We start from the raw sequence: 21320 nt of genomic DNA on the forward strand, positions 1-21320 counted from the left end.
ATATTCGTGACGTCTTATAAAAGGAGTGATCGAATGCAGCATGTCCAGCCAGAGATAAACCGTCTTACGGCTATTCTTCAGAACAGCCAAGGAAAAGATGGCTCATGGCATGACCCATTCGAAACAAATATTGTAGTCGATGCCTATATGATTATTTTACTAAGAGTTCTAGAGATCAATGACGAAAAGTTAATACAATCATTAGTCAAACGAATTGAAAGCAAACGCGAAAACGGTGTATGGAAACTCTTTGCGGATGAAAAGGATGGAAACCTTTCTCTTACCACAGAAGCCTACTATGCGCTTCTTTATTCAGGGTTAAAGAACAAAGAGGATCCAGATATGCGAAAAGCACGGCGATTTATCCTTGAAAAAGGCGGACTAAAGCAGACTAAGATGTTTACAAGATTAATGCTTACGGTCACAGGTCAATATAAATGGCCATTACTTTTTCCTATTCCCATAGAAGCTGTTTTGCTTCCGCCGACTTTTTTTGTGAATATGTTTGATATTTCCATCTATGCACGAGTTCATTTTATGCCGATCGTCCTGCTCGGGGAAAAGAAATTTCAGGTAAAAGGTGTGAATGCCCCAGATTTAAGTGATTTACATCAAAGCAGAAGCTCTGATCATGAGTGGGAGGAGATACGTTCAAACGGCTATCGTTCTCTATTTTCGAGTCTTCAAACCAGTACAGCAGCCTTAATTGGGCTGCCTTCTAAGCTGAAATCACTTGCTGTTGATTCAATTGAACAATATATGTTAAACCGTCTTGAACCAGACGGAACACTCTATAATTATTTTAGCTCTACTTTTTTTATGATTATCGCACTCCTTTCCCTTGGCTATTCAAAAAAGGATCCGGTAATCATTAAGGCAGTGGAAGGACTAAAAGCAATGGCTTCTTCTATTGATGGTCAGGTGCATATTCAACATACAACCGCAAACGTTTGGAATACAGCATTAATCAGCTACGCCTTACAGGAATCTGGTCTTTCTTCTTCAACACCGTCGATCAAAAAAGCAACTGCCTATTTATGCAAAAAACAGCATGTGAAATATGGGGATTGGGTCATTCACAATCCAAACACAGCACCCGGTGGCTGGGGATTTTCCGATTTAAATACTATAAACCCTGATGTAGATGATACAAGTGCTTCACTGCGGGCACTCCATCCCGTCTTTGTCTCAAATCCTGATCATCACAATTCCTGGGAGCGAGGCGTGACATTTCTTCTTTCTATGCAAAATGACGATGGCGGCTTTCCCGCTTTTGAAAAAAATGTCGACAATGAATTATTAAGCGTGCTCCCTGTCGAAGAAGCAAAATATATTTTAACAGATCCTTCTACACCAGATTTAACAGGCAGAGCGTTAGAATTTTTATGTAAGTATGCGGGCCTCCAAATGCCCAATCGATCGATAAAAAAGGCAGCAGATTGGCTTCTTCTTCATCAGGAAAAGGATGGTTCATGGTATGGAAGATGGGGAGTTTGTTATATTTATGGCACATGGGCAGCACTTACTGGCTTAGCTGCTTCGGGTTATTCCACAAATCCTGCAATCAGCAGGGCAGTCAAATGGCTTAAAAGTATCCAACACCAAGATGGAGGATGGGGTGAATCTTGCTACAGTGATATCAAAAAAAAGTATGTACCGCTTGGAACTAGTTCGTTAACTCAAACAGCATGGGCATTGGATGCTTTGATTGCGGTGTCAGCCAAGCCAAGTGCCTCCATAGAAAAAGGGATTGCCTACCTGATCCGTGAAGGCAAAAAAAATGATTGGACTACTTCTTATCCAGCTGGACAAGGACTAGCAAACTTCCTATATATTCATTACCATAGCTATCAGCACATCTTCACGCTGCTTACGCTTGCCCATTACCGGGAAAAATACCTCAATAACTCAACTAACTAGTGTTCTACTCGAAAAAACTCTCCTTAGTAAATAGGAGAGTTTTTTTTAATACAGTACCCTCAGTCTGAGATTTTCGACACGTATCTATTTCGACAGCTTACTAGTAATCATGTTCCAGTACTGTTCATCTTGATTGTGGCCTAATCTCCAGATACCAATTCCCTTTAAATTTTCTGCGTTTACTACGTCTAATTTATAGGAAAGACTTTGAGCATTTTCAAACCAAACAATATGTCGAACACCCTTACCGTCTTTATAAGAAAAATTCGGAGTTTTTGTAACCCGGTCAAAAATAATTTTCACTTTATATTTTTTTGCTAGCTTCATTGATTCCTCATAGGTTCTTGAAACAGTCTTCCCCTTTGTACTCCAGTCATACCCATAAGAACCAATACCAAGCAGGATTTTATCAGCTGGAACAACCGTTTTCGTGTAGGCAACGACTTTCTTCACCCAGCCAATGGAAGCAACTGAACCCGGTAAGCTAGATTTGTAGTGTTCTTCATAGGTCATGATTAATAGGTAATCGACATACTTTGCGACGGCTTTATAGTCATAGGCATAGTTCCAAGTCATCAGGGGGTGATCAGCTGTTTTAGGCTGCAATGACACCGATAGACTAAACCCTTTAGGCTTTAAAACTTCAGCTAATTCCTTTATAAGCTTCGTATATACGTTTCGATCTGAGCCTTGTACATTCTCAATATCAATATTGACGCCTTTGTAGTGATCTTTTTTAAGAATAGCCAGTGTATTCTTAGCAAATCTCGTTCGATTTGTTTTACTGTTTAGTAGTCTATGAGCATTTTCACGATTAAACTCATTCCCTATCATCAACGTCGCGTTCATGTTTCTTTCATTAGCTAACGTAATTTGCTCCTTGGCCGAAGTACCTCTTATTGTTCCTAACCCATCAACAACATGTGTAGCCGCAGCAATAGAAGTCAACATTTCAGAATGTTTATTCATGACTTTATACGAACTGACATCTAACTTATTGTACTTCACTGTAAATCCCAGTACCTCTTTCTTCACTGTTTTAGCCTCAGCATAGGAAACAGTACCAAAGAAAACGATAACCACGAGGAATAGTGTAATCATTTTTCGTACTAATCGATCATTCATTTGTATTTCCTCCATGTCTCGTTACTCCCAGACAGTATCTAATTTATCTGCATAAAAACTTAGCGCCTTCCGATATCGTTTAATTTCCTCATCGTTGGTTGTATCAACTAACTGGTTAATTAGAATCTCCATTGCCTGATGATGCTCATTACTATTAAAAAGTGTAAGTGCATAAAACACATGAAGAGCCCGATTATCCGGAAATAGTTTACGTGCCTTCTCTAATGTTTCTTTCGAGTTTGCATACTCTCCAACTGTTCGGTATGTACTTCCTAGACCTAAGAAAGCCGCTTGAGCATCTTGGTTAGGTAAGCCAAGCTCAATTGCTTTTTGATAATATGGAATAGCTCTTCGTTCCATTCCCCTAACATCAAAACTCCAGGCACATTGGTAAACAATCTTTGCATCCTCAGGATATGTCTCAGCCAATTCAATCAGCATTTCGTTTGATTTCACGTAATTCTGCTGTTTTCTCAGTTCTAACGCCTCTGTCAACTTATCCAAATTCTTATAATCCCCTCCTATCTTTGAACCCAAATAGCTTTGGTATAGGCAATATTCATGCCTGCTCGCTGCATATTCCGCTGACTGGCAGAGCCAAATTGGGCTTGTCCAATTATGTAATCACACCCAAGACTGCCGGCTAATTTAAAACGCTCTGCAAGCAATGCGCTTTGGACTCCTCTATTCCGTGCTTCAGGGACAGTTGCTGCCGCTGCTAAATCAGCACATTCACCATTTGTATATAACACAGCAACTCCAACCAGCTCCCCCGCGGCCATTGCTCCCAAAAACCTCCAATTCTGCAGTCCATAAAGAACCTGATTATTCCTTGTGATATCTTCCTTAAGAAAGGAAGGCATCCCAAATCCCCGAACGTAAATATCACCGAATCTGTCAAACTCGTGATCTTCCAATTCCCGAATCATTATCGTTTCTGAAACAGCAGCATAGTTCGCTTTTGTCGAGCCATACAAAAGCGTATGAAAACCGGACTGATAAAAACCTCTTTCTGTTAAAGAAGTATAGACTTCGATGACGCGTGTGTCGGTGTTAATTCAATTCGGCAAGGAATCTCTTTTTCTTTAAAAAAATCAAGGATTTGATTCAGAAAGGGAATAGCCTCCTTACTTAAACCCTTTACCGTATTAAAAGCGGGACCAGGTATATGCTTGACAGAAAAAGCACGAGCACCGCCAAAATCGCGAATATTCACACACATTGGGTTACCTTTACTACTCTGAACAGCAGTAAGCCTTGATGTCAGTGAATCGATTTCTGCTTTTTCAAATTTCAATGCTAAATCCTTTGTAAGCACACACATGATTTCTTCCTCCCGTTTATTTTTACCGCTCAGACTCACACCTTCTATCAAATCTTAATATGTTAAATGAGAGGTGATTGCAAACAAATGAATACCATTAGCTTATGTATGATTGTCAAAAATGAGGAGCAAGCGTTACCCAAATGCTTAGAATCAATTAAAGATATCGTGGACGAAATCATTATTATCGATACCGGCTCAACAGACCGGACTAAGGAATTAGCCAAAAAATTCACAGACAAAATATATGATTTCGAATGGATTAATGATTTTGGAGCAGCTCGTAATTATTCGTTTTCTAAGGCTACAAAAGATTTCATCCTGTGGCTCGATGCTGATGATGTATTTACCGATGAAAACCGAGAAAAACTGCTGACACTTAAAAAGACACTGTCCTTAGAAATAGATGCTGTTTCTATGCTTTATCATCTGACGTTAAATGAGGATGGCAGTCCAAGCTTTAGTTCTAGGCGAAATAGGTTGGTCAAACGCGAAAATAATTTTAAATGGATTGGTTTTGTTCATGAATATCTCGAGGTAGCGGGAAATATTATTCCTTCCGATATCGCCGTAGTCCACCAAAAGGAGCGGCATTCCAGCAACCGGAATCTACTTATTTACGAAAAAGCATTAGAATCAGGGAAACCCTTTTCACCCAGAGACAAATATTATTATGCGAATGAATGTAATGACAATAGAAAATATGAAAAGGCCATTTTTTGGTATCAATACTTTTTAGAGGAGGGTCTAGGTTGGTCTGAAGACAATATTCAAGCATGCGGAAAATTAGCCGATTGTTTTCTTAATCTTAAAAGGTATCCTGAAGCAATGGACATCTGTCAAAAAAGCTTTCTCTACGATACCCCAAGAGGAGAGATTTGCTGCCGATTGGGCTTTTTGTACTTAGAGCAAAATGATTTAGTAAAAGCTATCTCTTGGTATAAGCTGGCAACTATCGTAGAAATACCAGAAAAGAGTCCTTTTATCAACCGTTCATGTTACACATGGCTCCCAAATTTACAGCTCTGCCTGTGTTATTCAAGACTAGGACATCAGGAGATTGCCAGGAGTTATAACGATAAAGCGGCCGAATTTCTCCCGAACAATTCACAAATTCAGTATAATCAAGAATTCTTCAAACGGTATTTTGGAGAATAACTACATCCCCGCCACCGACTTAATAAGTTCTGGCGGGGACTTCTTACTTTCCTAAAAAGTCTTGTAAGGCTGCTTTATTTTTTTCTATGTCTAAATCTAGGACAAGTCCTGCCCCTGGATATCGTTTGTCTTGATACGATCCGTCTTGAGGAATTCTAAGCGTTTGAAGATTCCGATTTTCATTAGAAAGAAAGGCCGTTCCGATTGATAATAATAAAGACCGTTCGATATTGGTGAAAATGTATGGTTGTATGGTTCCAATCATAGTCGGCAACTTCATTACCCCCTGAATACTTACCACTTCATTCGTCAGCTGCTTAATAACCTTCTGCTGACGCTCCACTCGTCCAAAGTCCCCTTGTGCATCATTACGATATCTTACATAACCGAGTAGTTCTTTTCCATGCAGTTCTTGTAAACCAGGCTTTAATTTTACACCAATATTTTTTGACATCGCTTTTTCTACATTAATTTCAATTCCATTAGGAAAAGCTGCATCAATCATCTTTGTAAATCCTTTAAAATCAATTAAGGCATAATATTGTAAATCAATAGCAAAATTCTCGTATATCGTCTGTCTCAGCAGTTCTGTACCGCCATAAGTAAAGGCCGAGTTAAGTTTATGTTTTTTATATCCAGGTATTTCAACATAACTATCCCGCATGAGAGAGACAAGTTTTGACTTCTTCGTTTCTGGATCATACTGAGCAATCATAATAGTATCCGTCCGAGAAACCTCTTCACCTTCTCTAGCATCAACTCCCAGTAGAAGAACATTCACTTTCCCAAGAGGATTTTCTACTCCGTTAAACTCAATTTCTTCCGTTGGAACAGCCGTATCTGTATCCGTTTTTGCTTTATTTAGAGCCTGAGAATATTCATAATAAAAATAGGTGGCTGCCCCCAGTAAAACAAACAAGAAAACAAGAAACAAAGATACAATAACCTTTCGTCTTTTACCTTTCCTTTTACCATTCTTAGAACTCTGTCTGCTGCCTGCCATATTTTCCGTCCTTTTCTATTTCAGCTCTTTCTACATAATCTATCAAATATATCCAATAAATACAATATATGAAAAAATACAAAAAAAAGACCTGTCATAATGACAGGTCCATTCTTACTTTCTATTATGGATTAGTTGACCATAAGCCCGCTGACTTCATAAGGATACGAGGATGAAGTTTTAACTGTGCAACCATTACCTCAGCAAGATCTTCTGGCTGCATTACTTTATCCGGATTACCATCTGTCAGGTTCGTATCAATTGCTAAATCAGTTGCTACCGTACTTGGTGTTAAGGCGCTAACACGGATATTATGCTTCCTTACTTCCAGCATAAGCGATTCAGTTAATCCTAAAACACCAAATTTAGAAGCACTATATGCACTTGTAACAGGAGCTCCTTTTTGACCAGCAGTTGAAGAAATATTAATTATATCTCCTGATTTTTGCTCAATCATCTCTGGTAAGACAGCTCTTGTTACATAATATGTTCCCATTAAGTTTACCTGAATGATATTCTCAAACTCTTCTGGAGAAAGCTCAAGGAAGCTGCCGAACTTACCGATTCCTGCATTGTTAATCAGAATATCAATCGCTCCTAATTCCGCTTTAATCTGATCAACTGCTTTAATTACTTCAGCATTATTAGCAACGTTTGCCGCTGCCAAAGCAACCTTTACGCCATAAGGCTTTAGTTCTGCCGCAACTTTTTCAAGATTTTCTTTTGTACGGCCAACAAGTCCAACATTAATACCTTCTTTTGCAAAAGCGATGGCTGTTGCACGACCAATTCCCCGTCCAGCTCCTGTAATCAGTGCTGTTTTTCCTTGAATCTCTTGCATATGATCACTCCTTTTCTTCTACTGTTTCTTATGTCATAAGATTATATCCCTGCATAGAAAAGTAATCAATATTTCCGCCTGAAGCATACAGCCTCATTGGCTGCCTATTTAAACCATCCCTTTTCCTGTGATCGTTTAATGGCTTCAATTCGATTGCTTACATCTAGTTTATCAAGAATGATGGAAATATAATTACGAACCGTTCCATTGGTAAGATATAAATTACTGGCTATTTCCTTCGTGTTCTTTCCATCAGCTATCAGTTGGAGAACCTGCTTTTCACGATCTGTTAACGGATTAACCTCCTCGTAGGCAACATCCATCAATTCAGGCGCATAGATTCTTCTTCCACTGATAATCATTCGAATGGAAGCTGCCAGCTCCTCACTCGGACTATCCTTTAATAAATACCCGCCAACTTGAGCTTTACGCGCACGTTCAAAATAGCCTGAACGGGCAAAAGTTGTAAGAATGAGAACTTTACACGAACTATTCTTTAATGCTTCTGCAACATCGATACCATTTTTTATCGGCATTTCAATATCCGTAATGCAAATATCCGGTTGATGCTCTCTTACCAGCTCTAGAGCTTCTTCGCCATTTTTTGCTTTTCCGACCACTTCCATATCTTCCTCTAAATCAAGAAGTGCACCCATCGCTCCAAGCAGCATCTGCTGATCTTCCGCAATTACGATTCGAATCACATTATCCCCTCCTAAACTGTTTGAGATTGCATAATAACATTTGGAACCCTAATGTTAATCGTCGTACCATCTTGCGTTTGCATATCAAGATTTCCATTAACAAATTCCAAGCGCTCTTTCATTCCTAAAAGTCCATTCCCTTTCGTTAACTTTACTTTTTTGGATAGCCCCACACCATTATCTACAATTTTCAAATGCACCTCTTTTGAAGATTGATTAATAATTAACGTACAACTAGATGCTTGACTATGTTTCACAATATTGGTTACAGCTTCTTTCAAACACATGCTCAATACATTTTCGACCAATAACGGCGTATTTTCTAATTGAACATTGCCCTTCATTTGAAAATCAATGTCTGCTGCTTGTAAAAGTTGTCTAACATGAATGACTTCTTCGTCCAGACGGGTCCCGCGCATGTCAGAAACCATCTCACGAACCTCTTTCAATGCAGCTCTTGCCGTCTGTCGGATATCGTTAATTTCATCTTTAGCAGCATCCACATTTATCGAAAGCAGCTTACCTGCCAAGTCACTCTTTAACCCAATGAGTGAAAGTTTTTGGCCAAGTGTATCATGAAGGTCCCGAGCAATCCTTTGACGTTCCTCCAGCTTGACCAATTCCGAAATACGCTTATTGGCATCTTCTAATTTCTCTTCAAGTAAATCGTGTTTATTGCGATTGTATGTAGTAAAAGGCAGCAAAATCACCGCAAAAACACTAATCAGAATAAAGGGAGACTGTGTGAAAAAAATCGGATTCTTCGTTAGGAAGCCAATATTAATCGTAACAATTACACTGACTAAATTAATCGAATACAACGTGAAAAAACCAACCTTATTACGAATATTTCCAATGAAGAACGCTAAAAACAGCGAGAAGTAAAAATAACCAAACAAGCTAGTCATCGCCATACTAATTACGATTTGAAAGCTGACCCATACATAAACCGGCCATCCCTTTGACACATAAGAAAGACCATAGGAAGTAAAAAATAAAATGACTAATAGAATCCCATAAACCGTTTCAAGTACCGAAGACGACTTAAAAATAAAATAAAAAGGAAGAATACAAAAAATCAGCCATACATAAGGGCTCAGGCCCGTTCTCTTCGGAAAAATATGAAACCAATTTGCCATAATAACTCCCTTCAATAGTAACGAATAGATAACATACAGACATCATGTTTATCATACGGGGATTTTAAGCGGAGGTAAACTGTCTCGGAAAAGGGTATTCCCGTCTGAGGATGAGTGAATCCCGTCTCGAATAGGCTTAATCCCGTCTAAGCAGGTGTTATTCCCGTCTCGAATAAGCTTAATCCCGTCTGGCTTCATTAAAGTACCATTTATGAGCTGTTCGGGGGCTTTTTGCTTTTCTTATTGTCCAGCTCAGCCCCCAACTCACTTTGGAAAAGATGAGTGCACTCAAAAGGCAAAAAAAGCCTTTCGGGTCCCTCCCTTTTTCCTGTGTGAGCTGTTCGGGGCTTTTTGCTTTTCTTATTGTCCAGCTCAGCCCCCAACTCACTTTGGAAAAGATGAGTGCCCTCAAAAGGCAAAAAACGCCTTTCGGGTCCCTCCCTTTTTCCTTTGTGAGCTGTTCGGGGGCTTTTTGCTTTTCTTGTTTAAATTTATCAAAAAACCATTCAGGTGTAAATTGAATGGTTTTTGGGTGGTTATTTATTTTTCCTGGATGTGTGAGGTTGTAGTGTTTTGTCTCATCTCTGCTTTGGCTTGCCTGATCCTTGATTTGATTTCCTTGAAGCTGACGAATGTTTTATTTTCGCTATCCCATAAACGGAAGCGAAGGGCCCTTAGGCTTGAGCTGATTGTTATGGTTGTTGCAGCCTGAAGCGGCATAGATGCTTCGTGTACTTTTTCAAGATTGTAGTTGGGTACTTTAGGACTTAGATGATGAACATGATGGAAGCCGATATTTCCTGTAATCCATTGTAATACTTTTGGAAGTTTATAATAGGAACTGCCATCGATTGCGGCTTTGATGTAATCCCACTGTTCTTCGTCCTCAAAGTACGAGTCTTCAAACTGATGTTGTACATAAAACAACCAAATTCCAAGTGCCCCTGCGATAAATACAATGGGCGCTTGGACTAGTAGAAAGTTCTGCCATCCAATTGACCAGGCTAATAGTCCATAAATGAAAAGTACGGATAGGTTAATAAAATAAGTGTTCGTACGCTCTTTTCCTCTTGCACCTTTACGATTGAATCGATTACTTATTAGAAAGAGATAGAAGGGTCCAATTCCAAACATGACGACAGGATTTCGATACATCCGATAGACAAAACGCTGCCAAAAAGAAGATGCGATATATTCGTCAACGGTTAAGATCCAAATATCACCTGTTCCTCTTTTGTTTAAATTACTGCTGGTAGCATGATGAATAGAATGCTCACGTTTCCACTTTTCATATGGAAAAAGGGTGATGATTCCAGAAATAGTACCCAGTATCTTATTCCATTTTTTGCTTTTCAAAAACGATTGATGACAGCAATCATGGAAAATGATAAAGATCCTGATTACAAATCCTGATGTTAGGACCGCGCAAAGAAGGGTCAACCAATAAGAAACGCCTAAGCTAAGATACGCTGCATACCAGGATAAGAAAAAGGGTGGAATGGTATTGATTAATTGTTTGATACTATCCTTGGTACTAGATCCTTCAAAAGGTGCAACCGCTTTTCTTAATGCCAATTGTTTTTGTTTACTCATGTCATCCTCCTCAATCGCAAGTTTAGTTGGATATAAATTTACCTTATATACCCTAAATATCCACATAAAGTTATCCTGCGTAATTACGTTATTTTTTACTCTCAAAAATAAAAAAAATCCCGATTGTTAATCGGGATTTTGAAAAATGTTAGTCAATCCATGTTGTAAACGATTCTATATCTGTTTTGTTCACTTCTCTCGGTTCCATATCAGGATAGCCTAAGTAAACAAAAGCAAGAATTTCACCCTTCTCCGTTAATCCGAAGAATTCAGCAACCTTTTTATGGTAGCAGATATTCCCGGTTCTCCACACGGTCCCTAATCCAAAAGAGTGGGCAGCCAGCAGCATATTTTGCACAGCACTATTTACCGCAGCATGTTCCTCAGCTAAAATAACATTTCCCTTATCACTCGGCTCTACACCAACTGCAATAACAACGGGTGCTCTTAATGGATTTTTGCTTGATTTATCAACTTTGACGGCCAGTTCATCAGCAGGTAATCCTTCATTTTCTGCTTCTGTAATTTCTCCCAGAACCTTACCTAACTTATTTCTTCCTTCACCCGTCATGACGAAAAAACGCCAAGGATTGGTCCGATGATGATTAGGTGCATGAATCCCGGCAGTTAAAATTTGTTCAATTATTTCAGCTGGTACCTGATCAGGCTTAACCTTTCCAATACTTCTTCTTGTTAAAATGGCCTCCATGGCTTCCATTTGATCTCCTCCAATATTTCTCAACTTTAATTTCCTTTATAGTACCACCTATATAAGCTTTGCAGAAAGTATTTCTATTTCATCTATTATATAAACTAATGCCCAAACCAATTTCTAGTAAAATACACCTATTTTTATCTCCTATTTAATGTTATTGTATAATAACATTACCAGTTCAGAGGGTGGCTACTAATGAGAAGAAATATACCTATATACCGGATTCTGACTCTCAGTTTCCTATTCATTCTGCTGCTTTTTTATCCTTCTGGTGTTCAGAAGGAAGCAAAACAAATTTCTTTTCAAAAAAATAAATTGCCGCTTGGAATGGAAAACTTAAATGAAAAAAGAAGCATTCAAAAAATTTCAGCAGACATGACCTATACGAAGATTGAACGAGGCCGCCCTTCTAACCAATATACTGTCGAAGTGGGTTTTTTTGAAGATCAAGCAACGGCACGTAAATTAATTAAAAAACTAGCAATTAATAACTTCTCATTCTCAATTCTTCCGATTCAAAACGATCACTTCAATGACATCCGTGAAGACATAATCGGATACAGTGTCCGATCAAGAAATTATAAAAAAGAATCAGAAGCAAAATTAGTCAAGACTCAACTATCGGTTAAAGGGTTTTCCGGAAAAGTACTTTATAACGGATTTGATGGATCAAGTACCAAAACAACTGGTCCCTGGACAATACATATTTTAGAAATTAATCGAAAAGTCTCCGACAACTTATTTATAACATTAGCTAATGGAGAAGTTAGTGGAAAAGAAACAGTATCAAGGATAGCTGCCCGTTCAAATGCAATAGCTGCTATAAACGGCGGATATTTCGTAATGAAAGAAAACGAAGGAACAACTGGCGATTTAGCCGGTATTTCCATCATCAACGGTGAATTACTCAGCGAAGGTATAAATCACCGTTCAGGACTCGTGTTATCTAAGCGGAAAGCAAACGTTTCTGTTTTATCTACTCAGATACAAGTAAAATCTTCTGATGGGTTTCAACGAGACGTGAACGGAATAAACCGTGTGACTGGATTAAGTAGAAATTGTGGGAGTCTAACTAATCTAAAACCATTGCACGATATAACCTGTCACTCGGATAGCGAACTCATTCTCTATAAGCCAATTTTTGATACGGTCACTCCCGTAGGAATTGGTGTTGAGGTTGTCTTAAATGAACAAGGAGAAGTAATCCTACAGGATGAGTTTCAAGGTCATATCATACCTCGAAATGGATCAGTACTCAGCGGGACCGGAGAAGCAGCCGCGTGGTTGAGAACCCATGCTACAGTTGGGATGAAAGTAATGACGAAGACTCATGTTCAGTCTGACAAACGAGAGTTATCCCTCACACCAAAGACTTCAGTCGTAAATGGCGGCCCATTGCTGGTGAAAAACAATCAATTTTTCATCGACGCTGAACGAGAAGGCTTCAAATGGAGTCATGATTTCTTCTACCGTTTTGGAATTAATCGTAACCCACGTACCCTAGCAGGTATAAAACCAGATGGAACGATCCTGCTCGTCGCTGTAGATGGGCGAAATCCACAAATAAGCGTTGGACTCAGTTTCCAAGAAAGCGCCGTATTAATGAAAGCACTCGGTGCAAAAGATGCACTCAATTTAGATGGCGGCGGTTCAACTACGATGGTCATTAATGGGAAGATTGTTAATCATCCTTCTGATTCAGCCGGGGAACGACCTGTTGGAGATGCCATATTATTTACACAGAACTAACTAGATGTGAAAGAGAGACCAACGGGAACACTCGATGGTCTCTCTCATTAGCTTGATTGTTTCACTTGAGTAATGATAAAACCACTTTTCGGCAAACTAGGGATGCGAATGAGGTTATATGTTAAATCTTGCTCAGGTAATTCATAGGTGATCTGCTTAGTAAGAAATTCAAGACTTACTTTCATTATGTTAATGGTCGCCCACTCACCTGCACAGCGATGGCCTATGTCATACTCGCCGCCTCCTTGAGGAATAAAACTAAACGGGCTTTCCCTCCAATCAGCAAAACGTTTGGGCTGGAATTTTTCAGGATGGTCCCATACAGAAGGGTCCTGATTGGTGCCATACAGGTCAAGTAAGACTAGAGTCCCTTTTTTAAATTCGTAATCGTTCCAGGTGAAATTTTCTTTTACCTTTGCCCCCAAGAACGGAGCAAATGGATAATATCGCCGAACTTCTTGTACAAACATCAAACTGTATCGTCCATGATCAGTTTTTAATTTCGCTTGAATATCTGGATAATCATGCAGCGCCAATGCTCCGAATGTGATAAACCTTCCTACCGCTATAATCGGACGCAAAATGTTGATTAATTCGACCGCTGCCGTTTGTGTGTCCAATAACTTTCCTTGTAAATCCTTATGAAAAGCAATTACAGCTCCTGCCGTTTCAGCGGGCGGTGTGATGCTTCCTTCACGGATTTGTTCGATAATATCCATTATCCATTCTTCAGAACGAATTCTAGCTTTCTTCCCACGCTGATAACGCTCGCCTATCCCACCAATCGCGTCTATCATCTGCCCCATATCTACTGCACGCTTTTCAACATCTTCTTCCTTTAGCGGCACACCGGCCCACTCACAGGCAACTCGACACAGCACCTCCTCCGCTTCATCAAATAAGACCACTTTATCTCGTTGTTCCCAATTAGTGATTCTATCATTCCACTTTCTTTTCGTAATCTGCGCCAGATCATGCAGCCGCTCATGAGTCATAATCGATATAAACATTTGCTTACGATGCCGATGAGCTTCTCCATCAAGCAACTGGATGCCGCTCTCGCCAAATAAAGACTTTTGTATCCGCTTCGGAACGACGCCCTTTCGAATAAACCGGTCATTATCATAAAACAGCTTTGCTGCTTCCTCACCGCAAATACTAATCGCCCGCTGACCCATTAACCGTGTCTCAAATATGTCTGATTTTAAGCGAATGCGACGATTTGACATAAATCGGTACCCTTCAGCTATAACAGAGATTGTATTATCAAGTACTCTTTCTTTCGGAATGTCAGAAACCATACACTCAACCCCTAAAATTTACTATTTATAAATACCCAGATTGAAATTGTAAAACTTTACTATTTAGTATGATCAAAATGGCTCTGACTATCCTGAGAATAAGAAAAAACACCCAAAGGGGTATGGATTTTGTCCAGACGGGATGATCATCAAAATGACGTTTATTTTACCCCTGACAAAAAAGAAACCTTGCTGCAATGAGCAAGGTTTCCTTCATAGATTAATTATTAATATACTTTTCGTAAACGTCACCGAAATCTTTAACATGATACTGCTCACGGACAGATGAGAGCCAAGTAAAGCCAAAGTCTGTTAGTTCACGGAATGTATCCGCCAGTTTAGAATCATCTGTTCTAGAATTTTGGAGCACGAGAACAGCTTTATCTAGACTGGTTGAGCCCATTTCTAAGTGGATATCATTCTCGTGGGTGATTTCCGATATCCGAAGCAGTGATTTATATAGATCCTTCAATTGTTCAATTTGATCTTTTCTAACATCAATATCCATTTTCTCTTTACCAATCGTAAATTTAATCTCTACATCCATATCGATTTTCCCAGCTGTTTCAAGAAATACATCTGAAACTTTATACTGCGCATATGGATACCGCTTCAAGGTCCGTTTCGAAGAAATGGCACTTTCCCCATCCACATGAATGATCGCTAGATTCGTAAAGCAATACTCATCTGCCTTCGTCTTAATTAAAAAATAAATCTTCTCATCATCTTCATGCATGACATAGTCATCGGCATCTGTTTTATCATAATCAACTGGTGAAATAATCGTCCCGATATCGGATATTCCCAACGCATCTGCTGCCATTTTCTTAAACATATTATCAACCCTTTCTTGGTAAATTATAACTATTAGATTTTATCATATTGTTGATTTTATGTATAAATAAAATTTAATCAATCGATTGATTAAGAACGTAAGAGCCTTGATATGAAAGGAACTATTAATCTTTAATTAATCGATTGATTAATAAGTTTATGCAAATAAAATGAAGGAAAAATGAAGAATGAAAAGAAGTATAGTAACTAGATACTTATAATAAGAATTAAGACGGTGGAGGTTATTCTATGGAATATGTAAAATTTGGCTCTTCTGGAATGGACGTTTCTCGGATCTGCTTGGGCGCTATGGGATTTGGGGATACAGAGAAATGGGTCCACAAATGGATTTTAGATGAAGAACAAAGTCGTCCAATCATTAAAAAAGCTATTGAACTAGGTATTAATTTTTTTGATACTGCGAATATCTATTCTATGGGTGAAAGCGAAAAAATTCTTGGACGTGCATTGAAGGACTATACAAAACGCGACGATATAGTTCTAGCAACAAAGGTCCACCAAACGATGCGTCCCGATCGTCCTAACAGCGGCGGATTGTCTCGAAAAGAAATTATGACCGAAATTGATCATAGCTTGGAGCGTTTGGGGACTGATTATGTTGATTTATACATTGTCCATCGCTGGGATTACCATACACCCATTGAAGTAACAATGGAAGCACTCCATGATGTAGTGAAATCCGGGAAAGCTCGTTATATTGGTGCGAGTGCCATGTACGCTTGGCAATTTCAAAAAGCACAACGAACAGCAGAACGAAATGGGTGGACAAAGTTTGTCTCCATGCAAAATCACTATAATATGATTTATCGTGAAGAAGAACGTGAAATGATTCCATTCTGTCGTGATGAAAAAATTGCGATTACACCATACAGCCCGCTGGCTTCAGGTCGTTTGACCCGTGACTGGTCAGAAAGTACGTATCGTTCTGAAACAGACACCATCCAACATTCAAAATATGATCATATGATGAATGCCGACCACGGCATAGTTGAACGGTTAGCTGAAGTCGCAAACAACAAAGGGGTTACGCGTGATAAAATTGCCTTAGCCTGGATTCTTAACAAGGATGGGATTGTTGCCCCCATCATAGGTGCTCAAAAAGAAAGCCATCTTGAAAGTGCAGTTGCTGCTCTAGATATACAGCTTTCGTCTGATGAGATGCATTATTTAGAAGAGTTATATGTTCCCCATCCAATAGTCGGGGCTCTACCAGATCCGGGGTTGAATGCATAACATTCAAATTTAATTAATCGATTGATTAAGAACGCAAACCTTAGATACATATGACTTTTATAAATTTAATCAATCGATTGATTAAGAGAATTTAAAAAGCCCATTCATCATATGAATGGACTTTTTTTCGTTTAAACTTGCTCAGCAATAAATGTCTCTAATTCCTTTTTGTCTGGATAAGAAGATTGCGTACCACGTTTTGTTACGCTTAATGCTGCGAAGCCTGTCGCCATTCGAATAGAATGAAGAATATCACCAGTTTGTACAAAGAAATGGGCGAAGCAGCCAATGAATGAATCTCCAGCTCCTGTGGTATCAATAGCCGCCACACGATGAGCGCTAATCATATCAGCCCGTTCGTTCGTTACCCACATTACCCCGCGGCTTCCTAACGTGACAATTACATTTTTCACGCCTTTTTCTATTAGTGTTAATGCTGCATCATGAACTTGTTGGTCCGTTTCTACCGGCATGTCTGTTAAAATTTCTAATTCCGTTTCATTAGGAATGAAGAAATCACATTTACATACATAATCAAAGTCTAACTCCCGTGAAGCAGGAGCTGGATTCAGTACAACCGGAATATTATGTTCGTTCCCAAAGTCTATCGCTCGATAAATAGCCTGTAAGGGAATTTCTAGCTGCAGAATGATTAACGAACATTTTTTCAATTTATCTGCTGCTTGATCAATATCTTCTGGAAGCAGGTATTGATTTGCCCCTTTGATAATTAGGATCCGATTTCTAGATTGAGGGTCTACAAATATAGGCGCTACGCCGCTGGATGCTCCAGGTACCTTGTTTGTAAATTCAGTGTCTATTCCATAACTTTCTAAGTTACGAATCGTATTGTCTGCAAAAAGGTCATCTCCAACCTTTGTAAGCATCATCACCTTAGATCCCATTTTAGCAGCCGCAACCGCTTGGTTAGCACCTTTGCCTCCACAACCAATTTCAAAACTTGGTGCCTCGAGTGTCTCGCCTTCTTTAGGCATTTCATCTATATACGATATGAGATCAACCATATTAGAACCAATTACAGCAATATCCATCAAATTCTTCCTCCTTATTTCTTACCAGTTATGACTTTAAATGTTTTTTCTTCTCCTGGAGAAAGATTTAGCAAACTACCTGATTTTTCAGCAGCTAGAAATCCTTCAGGGCGACAGGTGGCAGGTAATACAAATGCACCAACCTGTTGATCTTCATTATATAACAGCCAACGGGTAGCATAATTGAATTCTTCCGTTGAAAACGTAGTGAAAAAGGCTGTGCCTTCCGGTGAAGTAATTTCGAATTCTGCATTTTGTTGATACTGATTTAAACGATCTGCAAAAAATACAATCTCAGGATCATACAAATCTGACCGTTCTAACGTATGAAGTGTTTCTTGACCCTGCTTTATTTTTTCATTAAATTCGAGCCATTTTTTTGTAGGCTTCACGTGGTCAGGGATGGACTCACGCAGCGAAAACGTACTATCTGGAATATTTTGCGTCATGACTCCATTAGCAAGATAAGCATAATTTGTATGGAACATATATTGCAATGGCATTTCATTTCCTGACAGGTTTTTGACGGTCATTTTCGTTTCAATGTAGGATTGTTCTGCCTTCATCAAGACGCTTGGCTTTGCTAGATAATGATGTCCAAAGCCTTTTACATATTCAGTCGAGCCACATATTTCAACGCTGTTTTCCGTTATATTTAACCACGCTTTGTCCATATTCGCACATGCCATTTCTCCATGTAAGACGTGAGTATCCTCTGGGCCTGGACAGCCATTACTGAGTAATCCCGAGTGAAAAGCAAAACACCCATATGTATCGACAATTTCAGCAGCATGTTTTGGTTGAGAGAACATATTCTTCATTTTAAGATCCACATTGTCAAAAACCAAATCCCATATAATTTGACCTTGATAGGGTAATACAACCATGTTCCCTCGTGAATTGGTTAATTCAATTGCTTCTATTCCCGATGGATAACGAAACAATGTTACCGCAAACTCATTATTTGTAAACAGCACTGTGGCCTGTTCTTTAAAAAAATCTCTACGAAGTTCAATTGTTCCAATCACATTGATCCCCTCTTCCCTATTATACTTGGTCAATTGGACATACACTCAGGATAGAATTTCTGAATATCTTCTTCTATAGACTATTTAGTTTCTCTTTTACCGTAAAAATAGAATCCTATATACATGAAGCAAAGCATAGACACGATGAATGCATATTGCATATTACCAAGCGAATCTGAAACCAATCCTTGTACTGCTGGTATAACAGCTCCACCTACAATGGCCATTACTAACACTGCACCAGCCACCTCTGTATACTCCTTGTCTACTTCCTCCAGCGTTTCTGCAAATATAGTTGCCCAGCAAGGACCAAATAGGAAACTTACAACGATCGCTGCATATACTGCTGTCATATTCGGAACAAAAGCCACATATGCGAGTAAGATGGAACCTAGTGTTGCATAAACGACGAGAATTTTCGATGATGAATACTTTGTAATTAATAGATTAGCAATGAATTTACCTACAAAGAATGCAATAAAGCTGTATATCATAAAGTTTGATGCCGTTCTTTCGTTAATATGAGGATTTAAATGCAATGTTAATCGAATAGTAAAAGCCCAGACCGTAGTTTGCATTCCTACATATAGAAACTGTGCTAAAATTCCTTTGCGGAATTTACTATTACCAGCTAAATATTTAATCGCTTTCAGGAGACTTCCTTTAGCCTTATTAGTAGTGCTAGTGAGTTTTTCTGGTTTACATGCTGGAAACTTAGTAAACAGGAATAATAGTAATACGACAATAAGAATAAAAATTATATATTTATATGGTTCAAGTGTATGTTGCAGCATTTGAATACCAAAAGCCTTTGCATCTTCCGGAGACATCTTAGACATTTGTGCCTCAAGACTTTCACCTTCTTGAAAAACAAGATATTTTCCCATTAAGATACCTAGAATTGAACCTACAGGATAAAAAGTTTGACTGATATTTAATCGGAGTGTCGCGGTTTGGCGAGGACCAATCATTGAACTGTATGTATTTGCTGCCGTTTCAAGAAACCCTAGACCAATCGCGATTGCAAATAGGGCAAACAGGAACATCGTATAGGTTGCTAAATGTGATGCAGGATAAAACAATGAACAGCCTATAATATAAAATAATAGCCCAGTGATGATGGCGAACTTATAATTTGTCTTTTTAATAACCATTGATGCTGGAATCGCTACCAGGAAGTACCCTCCGTAAAAGGCACTCTGTACTAAAGCGCTTGCAAAATCACTTAATTCAAACACACTTTTAAATTGAGTGATCAAGATATCGTTCAAACTAGCCGCCATAGCCCACATCGCAAATAGAGATGATAACAGAATAAATTGCAGGATTGGAGTACGATTCAGATAGCCATCCGGCAGCTGTATGATGTTTGGTTTTTTCATTTTTACACTCCCTTATAATGAATGAAATACTCTTCGATGAACGGTTTCTTTCTTGTAACTTCTCCCTAATTTAGTAACAATTAATTTAATAGTTAAAGAATAGCACTCTATTGAACAAATGTAAACGCTCGCATGAAATTTCGTTCATTTTAACTAAATTTATAAAAAAAAGGATTTTAGCATGGCCATTTGCCTGCTAAAATCCTTTTTTACTCAAGAAGTGCTCGTGCTGTATATTGATCTGTTATGAAGGTATTTGCATACCCGCCTGTCAACGCTGCCTTAATCGCTCTGACTTTATCTTCTCCTCCGGCAACTAGAATACTTTTTTCTTTCTTTCTCAGTTCCTCTAAATCAATTCCGACCGTACGGCTATTTATACTTTCGTTGCTTATATGCCCCTCATCATCAAAAAAACGCGAACAAATATCACCTACAGCATGCTGCTGAAGATCATTTTTTTCTTCGGCTCCTAAATACCCCAGCTTAAAAAGTAACGTATCTTCTTTCACCGTACCAACCGTAAATATGGCCAGATTCGCTTGTCTCCCCATTTCAATGATCCTTTGTATATGGCTGTCCTCTTCCACCAGCTGTTTAAGAGTAGGCGTTTCAAAAATAACCGGTAAAGGTAAATAACGAGTTATCGTATGAAAGGCATTGGCAAACAAAGCAGCAATCTCTGCCGCATAGGTAATGTTGTGGGAATGACTCACGCCTCCCTTTAACTGCACTACTTCAACCCCATGAACACGCTTACTTTTTAACCGAGAAGCCACCGAAAATAACGTTGTTCCCCACGTTATTCCAATAATATCGCCATCTTTTACAACCTGATTCAGATAATTCGCTGCTGTTCCTCCAATATGCTTTGTAATCTCTTCATCATCATTTAGCGGCGAATAACAAACATCAACATGATTCAACCGATACTTTTCCTTAAGCCGCTTAGACAGCTGATGAATATCCTCTAATGGATCGTCTATTTGAATGCTTACATACCCCTGTTCCTTCGCGTACTGTAATAGCCTGGATACCGTTGGTCTTGAAACCCCAAGTCTAACAGAAATCTCTTGTTGGCTATAATCCGATTGATAATATAACCTTGCAGCAGAAATACTAAGTCTTTGTTTATCCTGATCCATACTTCCCCTCTTTTCTCTCTAACAAATTAGAGCTGGGCCGAAAACAACATTCT

20 protein-coding genes are annotated in these 21320 nt (G+C 38.9%); 4 read left to right on the forward strand and 16 right to left on the reverse strand.

Features of this window, described 5'->3' with window-relative positions; genetic code table 11:
* Positions 1 to 33 precede the first annotated feature (33 nt).
* A complete protein-coding gene (gene shc / locus MHI18_RS09395; RefSeq protein ID WP_340847098.1) occupies positions 34 to 1920 on the forward strand; it encodes a squalene--hopene cyclase in 1887 nt (628 codons plus the stop codon).
* Positions 1921 to 2004: 84 nt separating this feature from the next.
* On the opposite strand, the gene MHI18_RS09400 is transcribed toward shc, so the two are convergent.
* Genes MHI18_RS09400 through MHI18_RS09415 form a run of 4 tightly spaced genes read right to left on the reverse strand, consistent with a single transcriptional unit; the run spans position 2005 to position 4369 of the window.
* Positions 2005 to 3045: a glycosyl hydrolase family 18 protein gene (locus tag MHI18_RS09400; protein ID WP_340847099.1), complete on the reverse strand. Its 1041-nt coding sequence runs from the start codon at positions 3043 to 3045 to the stop codon at positions 2005 to 2007.
* A gap of 21 nt (positions 3046 to 3066) precedes the next feature.
* Positions 3067 to 3549 (reverse strand): tetratricopeptide repeat protein, encoded by a 483-nt coding sequence (locus tag MHI18_RS09405; protein WP_340847100.1) that lies wholly within the window; start codon positions 3547 to 3549, stop codon positions 3067 to 3069.
* A 17-nt stretch (positions 3550 to 3566) separates the two neighbouring features.
* Complete coding sequence (locus tag MHI18_RS09410) at positions 3567 to 4022, reverse strand: GNAT family N-acetyltransferase (protein WP_340847101.1); 456 nt, start codon at positions 4020 to 4022, stop codon at positions 3567 to 3569.
* A 38-nt stretch (positions 4023 to 4060) separates the two neighbouring features.
* The gene (locus tag MHI18_RS09415; RefSeq protein WP_340847102.1) at positions 4061 to 4369 is read right to left on the reverse strand and encodes a hypothetical protein; all 309 of its coding nucleotides are present in this window, start codon (positions 4367 to 4369) and stop codon (positions 4061 to 4063) included.
* Between the two features lie 87 nt (positions 4370 to 4456).
* Here MHI18_RS09415 and MHI18_RS09420 point away from each other — a divergent pair, with 87 nt between their 5' ends.
* Positions 4457 to 5527, forward strand: coding sequence for a tetratricopeptide repeat-containing glycosyltransferase (locus tag MHI18_RS09420; protein WP_340847103.1), 1071 nt, complete (start codon positions 4457 to 4459; stop codon positions 5525 to 5527).
* Positions 5528 to 5570: 43 nt separating this feature from the next.
* Here MHI18_RS09420 and MHI18_RS09425 read toward each other — a convergent pair whose 3' ends face one another.
* From MHI18_RS09425 to MHI18_RS09450, 6 genes are all read right to left on the reverse strand, one after another.
* Entirely contained in the window at positions 5571 to 6446 is an 876-nt protein-coding gene (locus MHI18_RS09425; RefSeq protein WP_340847104.1) for an LCP family protein, read from the reverse strand.
* Positions 6447 to 6654: 208 nt separating this feature from the next.
* Positions 6655 to 7371, reverse strand: a complete 717-nt coding sequence (locus MHI18_RS09430) for a 3-ketoacyl-ACP reductase (RefSeq protein WP_340847105.1) — start codon at positions 7369 to 7371, stop codon at positions 6655 to 6657.
* A 104-nt stretch (positions 7372 to 7475) separates the two neighbouring features.
* Complete coding sequence (locus MHI18_RS09435) at positions 7476 to 8075, reverse strand: response regulator transcription factor (RefSeq protein WP_340847106.1); 600 nt, start codon at positions 8073 to 8075, stop codon at positions 7476 to 7478.
* Between the two features lie 11 nt (positions 8076 to 8086).
* The gene (locus tag MHI18_RS09440; protein ID WP_340847107.1) at positions 8087 to 9214 is read right to left on the reverse strand and encodes a sensor histidine kinase; all 1128 of its coding nucleotides are present in this window, start codon (positions 9212 to 9214) and stop codon (positions 8087 to 8089) included.
* A 540-nt stretch (positions 9215 to 9754) separates the two neighbouring features.
* Positions 9755 to 10807, reverse strand: a complete 1053-nt coding sequence (locus MHI18_RS09445) for a fatty acid desaturase (protein WP_340847108.1) — start codon at positions 10805 to 10807, stop codon at positions 9755 to 9757.
* Between the two features lie 148 nt (positions 10808 to 10955).
* The gene (locus tag MHI18_RS09450) at positions 10956 to 11525 is read right to left on the reverse strand and encodes a nitroreductase family protein (protein ID WP_340847109.1); all 570 of its coding nucleotides are present in this window, start codon (positions 11523 to 11525) and stop codon (positions 10956 to 10958) included.
* Between the two features lie 192 nt (positions 11526 to 11717).
* Between MHI18_RS09450 and MHI18_RS09455 the strand changes: the two genes are divergently transcribed.
* The gene (locus tag MHI18_RS09455; protein ID WP_340847110.1) at positions 11718 to 13271 is read left to right on the forward strand and encodes a phosphodiester glycosidase family protein; all 1554 of its coding nucleotides are present in this window, start codon (positions 11718 to 11720) and stop codon (positions 13269 to 13271) included.
* 47 nt (positions 13272 to 13318) lie between these two features.
* Here MHI18_RS09455 and MHI18_RS09460 read toward each other — a convergent pair whose 3' ends face one another.
* Both MHI18_RS09460 and MHI18_RS09465 read right to left on the reverse strand, forming a co-directional pair.
* The gene (locus MHI18_RS09460; RefSeq protein WP_340847111.1) at positions 13319 to 14572 is read right to left on the reverse strand and encodes a cytochrome P450; all 1254 of its coding nucleotides are present in this window, start codon (positions 14570 to 14572) and stop codon (positions 13319 to 13321) included.
* Positions 14573 to 14792: 220 nt separating this feature from the next.
* Complete coding sequence (locus MHI18_RS09465; protein WP_340847112.1) at positions 14793 to 15407, reverse strand: PH domain-containing protein; 615 nt, start codon at positions 15405 to 15407, stop codon at positions 14793 to 14795.
* Between the two features lie 248 nt (positions 15408 to 15655).
* On the opposite strand from MHI18_RS09465, the gene MHI18_RS09470 reads away from it, so the two are divergent.
* Complete coding sequence (locus MHI18_RS09470) at positions 15656 to 16660, forward strand: aldo/keto reductase (protein ID WP_340847113.1); 1005 nt, start codon at positions 15656 to 15658, stop codon at positions 16658 to 16660.
* 131 nt (positions 16661 to 16791) lie between these two features.
* On the opposite strand, the gene rbsK is transcribed toward MHI18_RS09470, so the two are convergent.
* From rbsK to MHI18_RS09490, 4 genes are all read right to left on the reverse strand, one after another.
* Positions 16792 to 17712, reverse strand: a complete 921-nt coding sequence (gene rbsK, locus MHI18_RS09475; protein ID WP_340847114.1) for a ribokinase — start codon at positions 17710 to 17712, stop codon at positions 16792 to 16794.
* A 14-nt stretch (positions 17713 to 17726) separates the two neighbouring features.
* Positions 17727 to 18740, reverse strand: a complete 1014-nt coding sequence (locus MHI18_RS09480; protein WP_340847115.1) for an aldose 1-epimerase family protein — start codon at positions 18738 to 18740, stop codon at positions 17727 to 17729.
* Between the two features lie 80 nt (positions 18741 to 18820).
* Positions 18821 to 20122, reverse strand: coding sequence for an L-fucose:H+ symporter permease (gene fucP / locus MHI18_RS09485; protein ID WP_340847116.1), 1302 nt, complete (start codon positions 20120 to 20122; stop codon positions 18821 to 18823).
* 209 nt (positions 20123 to 20331) lie between these two features.
* Complete coding sequence (locus MHI18_RS09490) at positions 20332 to 21267, reverse strand: sugar-binding transcriptional regulator (RefSeq protein WP_340847117.1); 936 nt, start codon at positions 21265 to 21267, stop codon at positions 20332 to 20334.
* Between the last annotated feature and the right edge of the window lie 53 nt (positions 21268 to 21320).

The sequence above is a fragment of the Peribacillus sp. FSL H8-0477 genome (assembly GCF_038002765.1).
GTDB lineage: Bacteria > Bacillota > Bacilli > Bacillales > DSM-1321 > Peribacillus.

Excerpts from the sequence above, each read along its gene's own strand:
- shc (WP_340847098.1), top strand. The coding sequence starts at position 34 with ATGCAGCATGTCCAGCCAGAGATAAACCGTCTTACGGCTATTCTTCAG.
- MHI18_RS09400 (WP_340847099.1), bottom strand. The coding sequence starts at position 3,045 with ATGAATGATCGATTAGTACGAAAAATGATTACACTATTCCTCGTGGTT.
- MHI18_RS09415 (WP_340847102.1), bottom strand. The coding sequence starts at position 4,369 with ATGTGTGTGCTTACAAAGGATTTAGCATTGAAATTTGAAAAAGCAGAA.
- MHI18_RS09420 (WP_340847103.1), top strand. The coding sequence starts at position 4,457 with ATGAATACCATTAGCTTATGTATGATTGTCAAAAATGAGGAGCAAGCG.
- MHI18_RS09430 (WP_340847105.1), bottom strand. The coding sequence starts at position 7,371 with ATGCAAGAGATTCAAGGAAAAACAGCACTGATTACAGGAGCTGGACGG.
- MHI18_RS09440 (WP_340847107.1), bottom strand. The coding sequence starts at position 9,214 with ATGGCAAATTGGTTTCATATTTTTCCGAAGAGAACGGGCCTGAGCCCT.
- MHI18_RS09445 (WP_340847108.1), bottom strand. The coding sequence starts at position 10,807 with ATGAGTAAACAAAAACAATTGGCATTAAGAAAAGCGGTTGCACCTTTT.
- MHI18_RS09450 (WP_340847109.1), bottom strand. The coding sequence starts at position 11,525 with ATGGAAGCCATGGAGGCCATTTTAACAAGAAGAAGTATTGGAAAGGTT.
- MHI18_RS09455 (WP_340847110.1), top strand. The coding sequence starts at position 11,718 with ATGAGAAGAAATATACCTATATACCGGATTCTGACTCTCAGTTTCCTA.
- MHI18_RS09460 (WP_340847111.1), bottom strand. The coding sequence starts at position 14,572 with ATGGTTTCTGACATTCCGAAAGAAAGAGTACTTGATAATACAATCTCT.
- MHI18_RS09465 (WP_340847112.1), bottom strand. The coding sequence starts at position 15,407 with ATGTTTAAGAAAATGGCAGCAGATGCGTTGGGAATATCCGATATCGGG.
- MHI18_RS09470 (WP_340847113.1), top strand. The coding sequence starts at position 15,656 with ATGGAATATGTAAAATTTGGCTCTTCTGGAATGGACGTTTCTCGGATC.
- rbsK (WP_340847114.1), bottom strand. The coding sequence starts at position 17,712 with ATGGATATTGCTGTAATTGGTTCTAATATGGTTGATCTCATATCGTAT.
- fucP (WP_340847116.1), bottom strand. The coding sequence starts at position 20,122 with ATGAAAAAACCAAACATCATACAGCTGCCGGATGGCTATCTGAATCGT.
- MHI18_RS09490 (WP_340847117.1), bottom strand. The coding sequence starts at position 21,267 with ATGGATCAGGATAAACAAAGACTTAGTATTTCTGCTGCAAGGTTATAT.